General features: G+C 43.7%; 11 protein-coding genes. 5 read left to right on the forward strand and 6 right to left on the reverse strand.

Going from position 1 to position 12,940, the window contains the following annotated elements:
* Window positions 1-32: 32 nt before the first annotated feature.
* From FTU90_RS11420 to FTU90_RS11430, 3 genes are all read left to right on the forward strand, one after another.
* Window positions 33-1,403, forward strand: coding sequence for a uracil-xanthine permease family protein (locus FTU90_RS11420; protein WP_005097996.1), 1,371 nt, complete (start codon window positions 33-35; stop codon window positions 1,401-1,403).
* A gap of 66 nt (window positions 1,404-1,469) precedes the next feature.
* Window positions 1,470-2,504, forward strand: a complete 1,035-nt coding sequence (locus tag FTU90_RS11425) for a methyltransferase (protein WP_074383488.1) — start codon at window positions 1,470-1,472, stop codon at window positions 2,502-2,504.
* Window positions 2,504-3,967, forward strand: coding sequence for an amino acid permease (locus FTU90_RS11430; protein WP_005097999.1), 1,464 nt, complete (start codon window positions 2,504-2,506; stop codon window positions 3,965-3,967). Before FTU90_RS11425 ends, FTU90_RS11430 begins: the two co-directional genes overlap by 1 nt.
* Window positions 3,968-4,018: 51 nt before the next feature.
* Here the strand turns inward: FTU90_RS11430 and FTU90_RS11435 are convergent, their stop codons facing one another.
* Together FTU90_RS11435 and omp38 are read right to left on the reverse strand one after the other, a co-directional pair.
* Window positions 4,019-4,552 (reverse strand): peptidase C39, encoded by a 534-nt coding sequence (locus tag FTU90_RS11435; RefSeq protein WP_159138652.1) that lies wholly within the window; start codon window positions 4,550-4,552, stop codon window positions 4,019-4,021.
* Between the two features lie 103 nt (window positions 4,553-4,655).
* Window positions 4,656-5,720 carry an outer membrane protein Omp38 gene (gene omp38 / locus FTU90_RS11440; RefSeq protein WP_159138651.1) on the reverse strand — a complete coding sequence of 355 codons (1,065 nt, stop codon included), beginning with the start codon at window positions 5,718-5,720 and terminating at the stop codon, window positions 4,656-4,658.
* A gap of 375 nt (window positions 5,721-6,095) precedes the next feature.
* Between omp38 and FTU90_RS11445 the strand changes: the two genes are divergently transcribed.
* Together FTU90_RS11445 and FTU90_RS11450 are read left to right on the forward strand one after the other, a co-directional pair.
* Window positions 6,096-6,617, forward strand: a complete 522-nt coding sequence (locus FTU90_RS11445; RefSeq protein WP_159138650.1) for a GspH/FimT family pseudopilin — start codon at window positions 6,096-6,098, stop codon at window positions 6,615-6,617.
* Window positions 6,618-6,727: 110 nt separating this feature from the next.
* On the forward strand, window positions 6,728-7,903 hold the full coding sequence (locus FTU90_RS11450) for a thiolase family protein (RefSeq protein ID WP_159516686.1): 1,176 nt from the start codon (window positions 6,728-6,730) through the stop codon (window positions 7,901-7,903).
* 174 nt (window positions 7,904-8,077) lie between these two features.
* Here FTU90_RS11450 and FTU90_RS11455 read toward each other — a convergent pair whose 3' ends face one another.
* From FTU90_RS11455 to FTU90_RS11470, 4 genes are all read right to left on the reverse strand, one after another.
* Window positions 8,078-9,064 (reverse strand): diaminopimelate dehydrogenase, encoded by a 987-nt coding sequence (locus FTU90_RS11455; protein WP_074383493.1) that lies wholly within the window; start codon window positions 9,062-9,064, stop codon window positions 8,078-8,080.
* Window positions 9,065-9,351: 287 nt separating this feature from the next.
* The gene (locus tag FTU90_RS11460; RefSeq protein WP_005098005.1) at window positions 9,352-9,837 is read right to left on the reverse strand and encodes a DUF934 domain-containing protein; all 486 of its coding nucleotides are present in this window, start codon (window positions 9,835-9,837) and stop codon (window positions 9,352-9,354) included.
* The gene (locus FTU90_RS11465; RefSeq protein ID WP_005098006.1) at window positions 9,830-11,473 is read right to left on the reverse strand and encodes a nitrite/sulfite reductase; all 1,644 of its coding nucleotides are present in this window, start codon (window positions 11,471-11,473) and stop codon (window positions 9,830-9,832) included. Before FTU90_RS11465 ends, FTU90_RS11460 begins: the two co-directional genes overlap by 8 nt.
* A gap of 256 nt (window positions 11,474-11,729) precedes the next feature.
* Window positions 11,730-12,851 carry a CaiB/BaiF CoA-transferase family protein gene (locus FTU90_RS11470; protein ID WP_180072693.1) on the reverse strand — a complete coding sequence of 374 codons (1,122 nt, stop codon included), beginning with the start codon at window positions 12,849-12,851 and terminating at the stop codon, window positions 11,730-11,732.
* Window positions 12,852-12,940: the final 89 nt, after the last annotated feature.

A 12,940-nucleotide genomic window follows, 5' to 3' on the forward strand; every position in this document is an offset into this window, starting at 1 on the left:
TAGCGCCACCCTGCCTTAATTTGCATTGACACATGTCTGATTTTAATCAATCTCCTCCTCCTAAAGATCAACTCGACCTGGTATATGGTCTGGATGATCGTCCAAAACCATTTATTGCTTTTTTAGCTGCATTCCAACATTTATTGGCAATTATTGTCCCGATCGTGACCCCTGGCTTGCTAATTTGTCTGGCACTTGGGGTATCCAAAGAAGATACCAACATGATTTTGTCCATGTCCCTGGTGATCTCGGGTATCGCGACTTTTTTACAGTCTAAAAAAGTCGGACCTTTTGGTGCCGGTCTGTTGATTGTTCAGGGAACCAGCTTTAACTTTATCGGCCCAATTATTGGTATTGGTTCAGCCATGGTTGCTGCCGGTACGCCAGTTGAGTCAGTCATGGCAGCAATTTTTGGTGTGGTGATTGCAGGTGCATTTATTGAAATGGGCGTGTCCCAGATTCTGCCTTGGATAAAAAAACTGATTACCCCTTTGGTGACCGGGATTGTCGTCCTTCTGATTGGTTTAACCTTAATTAAAGAAGGTCTAATCAGTATGGGCGGTGGTTATCAGGCCATGAGCGATAAAACTTTTGCCAATGCAGACAACCTAATCATGTCCTGCACAGTCTTGGCGCTGATCATTATCCTGAACCGTATCCGGATTACCTGGGTAAAAAGTTCTGCCATTTTGATTGCCCTGGTTTGTGGTTATATTCTGGCCGGCTTTATGGGCCATCTGGATTTTTCCGGCTTAAAAGATGCCCCACTGGTACAGATTCCAACTCCAATGCATTTCGGTTTAAGCTTCTCCTGGAGCCTGTTTATTCCGATGGCATTCATTTATCTGGTGACCTCTTTAGAAGCGATTGGCGATATCACGGCGACCTCAAAGCTTTCTAACCAGCCAGTCGATGGGCCAAAATGGATGCAGCGCATTAAAGGCGGTGTACTGGTCAATGGCGCCAATTCATTCCTTGCCGGTATTTTTAACACCTTCCCAAGTTCGGTATTTGCACAAAATAACGGTGTGATTCAGTTGACGGGTGTAGCGAGCCGTTATGTCGGCATCTGGATTGCTGCTTTACTGATCATTCTGGGTTTGCTGCCTGCGGTTGCCGGGATTATCCAGGCGGTTCCGCAAGCGGTACTGGGTGGTGCAGTGATGGTGATGTTTGGTGCAGTAGCAGCTTCCGGCATTAATATTCTGTCTGGCGTACATCTGGACCGCCGTGCCCTGCTGATTATTGCGATTTCACTGGCACTGGGTTTAGGTGTTGCACAAGTTCCACAAATTCTTGAGCATCTTCCTGAGTTATTCCGTAATATCTTTAGCTCAGGCGTTGCCACTGGCGGTATTGCTGCCCTTATTCTGAATGTTGTACTTCCTGAAACAAAGAAGTAATTTCATGTCCAAAGAACACTGTCTAGGTCAGACTTAGGCAGTGTTCTTTATATTGGAGAGATACCTATGGATCCTAAAAGCGAAGTTTTATTAAGACAATATGATTTTTTGTCGGGTCGCATCTTACTCATTAATGCACCGACAGATGATCTACTCGCTGAATTCGATGCCTCTATCAATCCCGCTGTCTGGACATGGAATTTTAATGATTTTCAATATTTCCAGTCGCAACAAGCAGATGTCCACTTTGGCGCAGAGATGCCTGAAGCTGAGTTTGATCAGGCGGTTATTTTTGTACCCAAGTCTAAAGAACTGCTCAATTATTTACTGCATAATGTGGCAGCACAACTTAAACCGGGCAGCAGTATTTTCCTGGTCGGTGAAAAGAAAGGCGGGATAGAGCGTGCAGCCAAACAGTTGCAGCCTTATGGTAAAACCCTCAAACTGGATAGCGCACGTCATTGCCAGCTTTGGCAACTGGTTCTAGACCACACGGTCGAGAAAAAATCACTTGCTGACTGGGCACAGCGTTATAGCGTCTCGACCCCGAATGGTGACCTGAATATTTGTGCCCTGCCAGGCGTGTTTAGTCAAAACCGTTTAGATATTGGGACTGCCACCTTATTACCTTATTTATCACAAGTCACCTCGGGTAAAATCGCTGACTTTGGTTGTGGCGCAGGTGTAATTAGTGCGTATCTGGCAAAGTTGAATCCGAAAAACCGGATTTTTGCCATGGATGTGGATGCCTTTGCGCTGGCCTCCACCCAAATGACCTTTGATGAAAACCAGCTTAGCCCTGAACAGATCGAAATTAAAGCGGTCACTGGCATTGCTGATGCACCCTTGTTCTTGCATGCCATTGTCAGTAATCCGCCTTTTCATATGGGAATCGAGACCGATTACACGGCCAGCGAAACCTTGTGTAAAACTTCGCGTCGTCATTTAAAATCAGGTGGCGAGCTTTGGATCGTGGCCAACCGTTTCTTAAACTACCCGACCCTGATTGAACAAAACTTTGGTCGCTGCACAGTGAAAGCGGATCAACAAGGCTTTAAAGTGCTGTTCGCTAGCACACAAAAAAATGTTAAGGAATCATGATGAGCGAAACGCAAAATACGATGCAGCTGCAGCGTAAGCTGGGTGCTCGTCATCTGAATATGATCGCCATTGGCGGATCCATCGGTACAGGTCTATTCCTGGCCTCGGGTGCGACCATTGCCAATGCCGGGCCAGGCGGAGCACTACTTGCTTATGCACTGATTGGTGTCATGATTTATTTCTTGATGACCAGTTTGGGCGAACTCGCCACGCATAATCCCACCTCGGGTGCATTTTTCACTTATGGCACTAAATATGTCGAGGGCGGTTTTGGTTTCGCCTTGGGCTGGAACTACTGGTACAACTGGGCCATTACCGTAGCTTTTGAGCTGGTTGCCGTTCAGTTCATCATGAAATTCTGGTTTCCCGATATTCCTGGTGTTTATTGGAGTGCAATTTTCCTGGCCATTATTTTTGGGATTAATGCCCTGACAGTTAAAGGCTTTGGTGAATCTGAATTCTTCTTCTCTCTGGTGAAAGTTGTCGCGATTATTGCCTTTATCATTATCGGTATCTGGATGATCGTGAAGATTATGCTGACCCCAGGCGCAGAAGCATTTGCCAACTGGAGTATTGGTGACGCACCTTTTGTCGGTGGTTTCCAAGCCTTAATTGGCGTGGCGATGATTGCCGGATTCTCCTTTCAAGGAACCGAAATGGTCGGGGTGGCTGCGGGCGAATCGAAAGATCCAAAGAAAACCATTCCGGTGGCAATCAAGCAGATTTTCTGGCGTATCCTGTTATTTTATATCGTGTGTATTTTCATTATCGGCACATTAATTGCCTACAATGACCCACGCTTATTACAGGCGGCTGCGACCGACAATATTGCGCTTTCTCCTTTTACCCTGCTCTATGAAAAGGCCGGCTTTGCCTTTGCTGCGAGCATTATGAATGCGGTGATTTTGACAGCCATTCTGTCTGCGGGTAACTCAGGCATGTATTCATCTACACGCATGCTATTTGATATGGCACGTAAAGGTAGTGCGCCAAAACTGTTTGGCCGTCTGGATCCACGTGGTGTACCGATGAATGCCCTGTATGCCACCACTGCGATCGCAGCACTGTGTTTCCTGACCACCTTCTTCGGTGAACAGGAAGTCTTTAACTGGCTACTCAATATGTCGGGCATGTGCGGCTTTATTGTCTGGCTCGGGATTGCGATTTCACACTATCGCTTCCGCAAAGGTTACTTGGCTCAAGGCTACAAACTGGAAGATCTGGCTTATCGCGCCAAGTTCTTCCCCTTTGCTCCTTGGTTTGCTTTTATTCTCTGTGCGATTGTCGTCCTTGGTCAAAACTATCAGGATGTTCTGGCAGGTCAATGGATGGGGGTTCTCTCGACCTATATCAGTATTCCATTGTTCTTGGCAATCTGGTTCGGATACAAATGGAAGAAAAAATCCAAACTGGTGTCTTATCAAGAGATGGATGTACAACCCATGAAACTTGATCAGGAATAAACCATCATAAATTAAAAAATCAGCCTACGGGCTGATTTTTAATTTCTTAGATTAGTTATGCCGCATGACAAAATTACGGTCATCGATCACAATCACTTGCTGACAGATCCCCTCTGCCTGACGCTGCTGCTCGAATACATCTGCCGGCATCGCATCAAAACTGTCAAAGAAACTGATCTCATGTTCATCTATTGCATAGATCAGTGAATGATTACCGACCCCTTCTAAGGTATCGTAGAAAACAATCACGAAACGGCCTGCTTCCACCTGCTGCTGGACTTCTGTATAAGAGATCACACGCTCTTCAACAGGTATTTTAAGTGTCTGTGCTTGTTGATAAAAATCAAGCTCGACTGGCTGTTTATCTGCATCATATTCGCTAAAAAAAGCAACATCCAGTCCCAGCGTCTGCAAAGCCACTGCAAGGGCAATAGTTGAAGTTCCCATTTCCGGATTGTGACGACAGAGCTGAACCAAGTCCGGAATATGCAGGTCAATTCCATAATGATGGAAAATCATCCAGATCGAGAAAATTCCGCTATTGGCTTCCAGATTTTGTAAATCTTCCGGAATTTCTATACTCACGCTTTTACTCAACTACATTTTCAGTGCCTAGGTAGTGTAGTCAAAATTCAGATATAAAAAAAGCGGCTCATAGGAGCCACTTTTTTAACAATTCAATAATTAATTATTGAGCTTGTTGTTGACCTTCAACTAGTACAGTACGGCTACCAGTGATCGTCGCGAATACACGACGGTTCATAGCACGACCTTCTTTAGTGTTGTTGTCAGCAATCGGTTGATCCCAAGCGAAACCTTGAGTAGACAAACGAGATGCATCTACGTTGTATTCATTCACAAGTGAAGATTTAACAGAGTTAGCACGAGCCAGAGATAAACGTTCGTTTAGTGCACGTGGACCAGTGTTGTCAGTGTGACCTTCGATGCGAGCAGTAGCGTTTGGATATTCAACTAGCTTCTCAGCAACTTTCGCGATTTCTGGTTTGTATTGATCTTTGATGTTTGATTTGTTGGTATCAAAGAACACACGAAGTTCCATGTTCAGGTCTTCAGTCAACTCTTGTGGAGCTGGAGCAACCGGAGTTACAGGCTCAACTGGAGCAACTTCTACTACTGGAGCAGCTGGCTTCAGACGGCCACCTAGAACTACGTTAAGGCCAGCAAGTGCTGTATAGTTCCAGAATTTTTCGTCAAAGTGGTAAGTACCACGAGCTTCAGTACGTAGTGCCAATGCATCGTTGATGTGCCAGAATGCACCGATACCCGCGTTACCTAGCGTACCTTCTTCTTCAAAACCACGACCAACACGACCTAATTGAACTTCATCAGCACCATCAAATTCATATTTGTAGTGACCCGCACCTAAAAGCATGTATGGCTTTACTTTGCTGTCATAGTTGCCAGTGAATACATCAGAAGTTGCATAGAAGTTACCTGCAATATTCTGACCTTTGTATTCAGCACCAGGTAGACCTGTCATATCGCCTTTTACTTGGCTATATTCAGCTTCAAAACCTAACCAAGGAGTAAGTTCTACACCAATAGCAGCACCTACAAATAAATCATCTTCCATTTGACCAGAAGTTGTTAACTCACCATCGTTACCGCCATTGTTGTGCTGAGTGTCTTGGAATGTATAACCTAACATCAACGGAGTAACAGTTACGCCTGCATTTGCAGCAGCAAAAGGTGCAGCTACAAGCATAGCTAAAGCAATACGACTCATTTTCATGGATTTATCCTCCAGAGATAACAATTGTTGTTCAAGCTCAAGCCCGTAATAGGCCATCCTGAGATAGGCTTTTTATTACCCCAGTTTTATTCTTAAGCTATTCACATGGCATCATACAAACACTTTATTATTTTTCCAAGTGCTTGATTAATTTAATCAAGTAAATTATTGACAAAATTACTTACAATTTCCGTTGTAATTCAGTAATTTTTTACTCAATTTTTTATTCTGAATGACCTATTGTGATTGCCAATTATTTTTTAATAGCTTTCTTGAATTTTGAGTAACAGCTAAATTACACGCTCAACAAAGCATAAAAAACGCATAATTAATAACATGTTTCCTATAAAAATAATATATAAATCAGGTAACTCTATGTATAGAAAAATAACAAGAGCGTTCACTATTGTTGAATTGATTATCTGTGTTGCAGTGCTTGCAATTTTGGCCAGTATTGCCCTGCCTTACTTTCATGAATATCAGTCCAGACAGGAAGCCAAACAGATTCCTATCAAATTATCTGCGGTTAACCGTTATGCACGTAGTCAGGCTGCCGTGTTTCACCAGAATATTGTGATCTGTCCCAGTCAGGATTCACTCAGCTGTCACCCCAATCAATGGAATAAAAATATACTGGTCTTTATTGATAAAAATAAAAACCGGCAAGTCGATGCAGGCGAACAAATTTTACACATTGATGCTCTAAATCTTAAATATGGCAACCTGAGTTGGCGAGGCGCATTAAGTTCACCAAGTGTCACTTATCAGGCACATACCGCCCTTCCGATTGGTTCGAATGGTAGTTTCTATTATTGTTCTGCTCAACTTTCCAGCCAGCAGCGTATTGTACTGAGTAAAATGGGGCATATCCGGGTAGAAAGCCTCTCCTCATGCTAACAGAACTATCCAGTTTAAGATTGACTGCGATTAACCCTTCAATCCTAGTTTTTTTTCAATATACTGCTTATGTTTGAGAAATTAATTAAAACTTATACGGAGATATAACAATGACCGACATCGTGATTGTCAATGGTGCACGTACAGCCATGGGTGGCTTTCAAGGCAGCCTTGCCAGTGTAACTGCTCCTGAACTTGGTGCCGCTTCAATTAAAGAAGCAATTGCTCGTGCAGGTTTACAACCCGCAGATATTGAAGAAGTCATTATGGGTTGTGTTCTTCCTGCAGGTTTAAAACAGGGACCTGCACGTCAAGCGATGCGTCAGGCAGGTCTTCCGGATTCGACTGGGGCAGTAACCATTAATAAGCTATGTGGTTCTGGCATGAAAGCAGTGATGCAAGCAGCCGATATGATTAAAGCCGGCTCTGCACATATTGTTGTGGCAGGGGGTATGGAATCAATGACCAATGCACCTTATGTGCTGCCTAAGGCACGTGGCGGGTTCCGTATGGGGCATGGTGAAATCAAAGACCATATGTTCCTTGATGGTCTTGAAGATGCCGAGACTGGTCGTTTGATGGGTTCATTTGCCCAAGATATGGCAAATACCAAAGGCTATACTCGCGAACAGATGGATGATTTCGCCATTCGCTCATTGAAACGTGCACAAACTGCTGTGAATGAAGGCTATTTTTCTGATGAAATCGTAGCAGTTACGGTAAAAACACGTAAAGGTGATGTGGTTGTTGATAAAGATGAACAACCCTTCAATGCCAATATTGATAAAATTCCAACCCTGCGTCCAGCCTTTGCCAAAGACGGTACCATTACCGCTGCCAATGCCAGCTCAATTTCTGATGGTGCATCAGCTCTGGTGATTAGCTCAGCGGATCATGCCGCAGCAAAAGGTTTAAATCCTTTGGCCAAAATTGTTGCCTATGCTTCAAATTCACAGCATCCTTCTGAATTTACCATAGCGCCAGTGGGTGCAATTCAAAAGGTTCTCGATAAAGCAGGTTGGAATGCTCAAGATGTCGACCTCTGGGAAATCAATGAAGCCTTTGCCATGGTGACCATGTGTCCAATGGATGAGTTCAAGCTTGATCCTGAAAAAGTCAATATTAATGGCGGTGCCTGTGCCCTCGGTCATCCTGTCGGTTCAACCGGTTCACGTATTATCCTGACTTTGATTCATGCGCTGAAACGTACCGGTGGTAAACGTGGTATTGCTGCACTTTGTATCGGTGGCGGTGAAGCGACTGCTGTGGCGATTGAGTTGCTTTAATTAAAAGTCTCCCTTTTAAAAGAGAGATTTAGAGGGATTTTAGAAATCCTCCCCTCTTGCGGAACATCGTTCCTCATCCTTTAATAAAGGAGGGGGAATTTTAGAAATCAAAAAGCCTCCGATTGGAGGCTTTTTATCGTCAAATATTCAAAGCTGTACTTTAAATGATAAGACTTAAAGAATTTCTTTACGAAGTTGCTCAGGTGATTTCATTGACAACAAGCCCGGTGCCACATCAAATGCTGTTTTTGCACCATACTGCTGCATTTGATTTAAACGATAAGTTGCACGTGCATAAGCAACTAAAACGCTGGCTGTAAATTCTGGATTACTTTCTAGTTTTAATGAAAACTCAAGCACTTGTTTATGTGCATCACTGGTGTTTCCACTACGAATCACAAAACCACCATGCGGCATACGCTGGTGATCTTGTGCTAAAGTTGCTTCATCAATGAAATTCACAGTCGTGTCATAGTCGGCAAAATAATCCGGCATGGTCACAATCGCTTGCTTCACTGCTTCTGCATCTGCACCCTCTGCAAGCACCACATAACACTCACGGGTATGTTTTTCTTTGGTCGTTAATACTGGACGAATACCACTACGTACTTTCTCAATTGCTTCTGTTGAAGGAATGGTATATTGCACCCCTGCTTTCACACCTTCTACACGACGAATGGCATCTGAATGACCCTGGCTTAAGCCTTTGCCCCAGAAAGTATAGGTTTCACCGTCTGGCAGTAAAGCTTCACCAAATAAGCGATTAATCGAGAACATGCCTGGATCCCAACCAATAGAGATCATCGCAGTTTTCTTGCTGGCTGTTGCAGGTGCATCGACCGCTGCATAATATTCAGGAATACGTGCGTGGGTGTCAAAACTATCGACAATATTAAACTGGCTGGCCAAGATCGGACCTTGTTGCGGTAAGTCGTCTTTTGAACCGCCACATAAAATCAGCACATCAATTTTATCTTGGAAATCTGTCAGTGAGTCCATATGGAACACTTGGGTTGCTGCGAAACAAGGAGATACCGTTTCAGGCGCACGACGGGTAAAAATACCCACAAGTTGTAAATCTGGATTCTTTTGAATGGCGGTTTCAACGCCACGACCCAAGTTGCCATAACCAGCAATACCAATACGGATAGAATTTTGCATAAAGACAAGTCACTTCATCATGAAAAAATTAAAAAAATAAATCAGATGACGATCCCATTAAAATCGCCCTCTTGATTGATTTTGCATACTCGAAAATTAGCGCTCTGCTCGCGTTACTCTCAGCATAAAGATACTTATGCTACAGCAATTCGCAGCAATTTAAAGCATTCAGGATAGTATAGAAACAATCATATCTATCGTCTAAAGCAAACAAAAAGCCTGCATTGCAGGCTTTTTGTTTATAAGAAAAATAGACTTATTTACAGACAAGCTTTTTAACCCTCAGGTTAGGCACCTGTTTGATAATTTGCCTGATTCACCGCGGTCGATGCCTGGTACGGATTTTTAAAATCATTTAAACCGGCAGCCGCCTCCTGAATGTCTTTACCTTCTTTAATCACGAAAGTATCGAAACCAGAACGCTTCATGTAGTTCAACACATCTTTGAATACATCACCAGTGGCACGAAGTTCGCCTTGAAAACCTTGACGGCGTAAAAGTGCTGCAAATGAATAGCCACGGCCATCATTAAAACCGGCGAATTCAATAAAGATTGCATCTAATTGAGCTAGCGGAAATTCATTGCTTTCAGGTGAAGCATCAACGGTTAAGTACAATGCTTTTTTACCTGAAACATGGCGAAGTTGATCTAACTGATCTACCGTCAGGACCACATCACCTTGTGGTAAAACACCCTCTTCACCGATGAGCTGGTAAGTATTTTCTGTCACTGTGCCATCTTTAGAGAGCACTGCGAGTGCGGTATTAAGCATATGCACGCTCCTTGAATGGTTGGATGCCAACACGGCGATAAGTATCGATAAACTCTTCAGCGTCCTGACGTAGATCAAGATAGGTATTTAGAATTTCTTCTACAATATCCGGCACCACATCTGCTGCAAATGACGGCCCAAGAATGTCGCCAATTGAGGCATCATGGTCTGCATTACCGCCAAGCGTGATCTGGTAGAATTCAGCGCCTTTTTTATCAACACCCAAGATCCCGATATTACCGACATGGTGATGACCACAGGCATTCATACAACCAGAGATGTTCAAGTCCAGTTTACCCAAGTTGTAAATGGTATCCAGATCATCAAAACGGCGTGAAATCGCTTCAGAAATCGGAATCGATTTTGCATTGGCCAATGAACAGAAATCACCGCCCGGGCAGCAGATGATGTCGGTCAAGAAACCGATATGTGCACGTGCCAGGTTGTTTTGTTCAAGGGTTTGCCATACAGCAAACAAATCTTTTTGCGGCACATCGACCAACGAGATATTTTGTTCATGCGTGGTACGTAATTCACCGAAAGTGTACTGATCGGCAAGGTCTGCAATCAGGTTCATTTCTTCAGTGCTGACATCACCCGGTGCAATGCCGGCACGTTTCAGTGAAATCGTCACAATACGATAACCTTTCACTTTATGGGCATTGGTATTGATATTGAACCACTGTTTGAATTTTGGATATTGCGCAAACAATTCAGTAAAATCTTCATCTGCATAATCTTGATAATCAAATGGGGTGAAGTTTTCATCCATTTTTGCCAAGGTATCTGCATCGATTTTCAAAGTCTTAACAGTATGCGCAAATTCAGCTTCAACTTTCTCAGCAAATACCGCTGGCGTTAAAGCTTTGACCAAAATTTTGATACGGGCTTTATATTTGTTGTCGCGACGACCATGCAAGTTATACACACGAAGCACTGCTTCAAGATAAGCAATCAGGTCTTCACGTGGCAGGAACTCACGGATAAAGCTGCCAATCACTGGCGTACGGCCAAGACCACCACCCACTTTGATTTTATAGCCCATTTCGCCGGCTTCATTACGCACAATATATACACCGATATCGTGGAATGCAGTGGCGGCACGATCGGTTTCTTCAAGCGCAGAGACTGCAATCTTGAACTTACGTGGCAAGAAGGCAAATTCCGGATGGAAAGTTGACCATTGACGGATCAATTCACAGGTCGGACGCGGATCGGCAATTTCACCAGCCACTACACCGGCATACTGATCCGTCGTGGTATTACGGATACAGTTGCCTGAAGTCTGAATCGCATGCATTTGCACGGTCGCCAGTTCAGCCAGCATATCTGGCACGTTTTCCAGTGCCGGCCAGTTAAACTGGATGTTTTGACGGGTCGAAATATGCGCGTAACCACGGTCATATTCTTTAGCCAAATCAGCCACTTTACGCAGTTGCTTTGAGTTCATCAAACCATAAGGCACTGCAATACGTAACATCGGCGCATAACGCTGTACATACAGACCATTTTGCAGACGAAGCGGACGATACTCATCTTCGGTGAGTTTACCGGCTAAATAACGTTCCGTTTGGTCACGGAACTGTGCAACACGTTCATTAATCAGTTGCTGATCGAAATCAGTATATAAATACATGGCGTACAGCTGCTAGTAGTTTCTATTATATCGATCGCAAGGATAGCGAGATTAAACCTATCAATAAAATGCTTTTTATACATATTTCATAGCTGTTTTATTGATAAGCCTGCCAAAGTTTCACTGATATCACGGTTTAGCGCATTTAGTGTAGTTTTAAAGCAATAATGCTTTAATTCATCAATCGTTAGCAGTTATCTTCATATAGTGATATTTCAATCTTTTACCCTTTTTGTCTTTTAAATAATTAAAAATATTACCATTTTTCACTCTCACCCAAAAACTGACCGGCAAAATCATAACGTATCTTTGAACGTGAAAATTTAATCGGACAGGCCAGTTGTGCTTCGGTCTGCTGACTATCAGGTTTTAATGGAACCTGTACTAGCCATTCTCGCTGTTGCGCTAAATCAGAATGCAAAGCTTCTTCAAGTTTTAGCACCGGCTCGACACAGACATCCAGCGCTGCGAATAGTGTTTGCCATTCCGATAATGGTTTTGACTTTATTCTATTTTGAATTACCTGTTTCACCGCAGCACAATCTTCTGGAGCAAAAGAATTGCCTTTTTCTAGAATAATCGGCAGTTCTAAAGCCTGGGCCAATCCCTGCATAAATTGAGGTTCCAGACTGCCAATCGACAGATAACGTCCATCCTGTGTTGCATAATAGTCATAGAAAGTCCCGCCATTCAGATAGCCAGACTCAGGTCGTTGATGCTGATTGCCAGCCAGACTGGCGGATGCGGCCAGATTATTCATGGTGACCACACAATCGGTCATGGAAATATCAATATATTGACCTTTACCGCTGCGCTGGCGTTCGATCACCGCCGCCAGAATCGCAATTACGGCATGCATGGAACCACCGGCTATATCGGCAACCTGAATACCTAAAGCAGGTGGCCCACTTTCAATCCGGCCACTGTGTCCAGCAATACCGGACAAGGCCAGATAATTAATATCATGTCCTGCTTTCGCTTTATAAGTACCGGTTTGGCCATAACCAGTGATGGAACAGTAAATTAATTTGGGGTTAATTTCGCTTAAGATTAAGTAGTCCAGTCCAAGCCGTTGCATCACGCCGGGACGGAATTGCTCAATCACAATGTCATAATCTGCAATCTTGGATTTGACCAGTTCGATATTGGTCGGATCTTTCAAATCCAGTGCTACCGATTGCTTGTTTCGGTTCAGATAACTCTGTGAAGTGGCCTGTCCATTGGCAAAGGGGGGCATTAATCGCAACAGGTCCGGGCGGGTCGGTGATTCAATATGCACAACCTCGGCGCCGAGATCAGCCAGATATAATGTCGCGAATGGGCCCGGCAATAATGTAGAAAAGTCTAGAATTTTCAATCCTTTTAAGGTATATGACATTGGAGTATTTGCTCTACTTATATTGCTTTTTTCAGCATCATAGAAACATAAATGCATAAAAACAATGTCATGTTCAGCCATTTACCTTG

Source organism: Acinetobacter sp. YH12200 (genome assembly GCF_013418175.1).
Classification (GTDB): Bacteria; Pseudomonadota; Gammaproteobacteria; order Pseudomonadales; family Moraxellaceae; genus Acinetobacter; species Acinetobacter pseudolwoffii.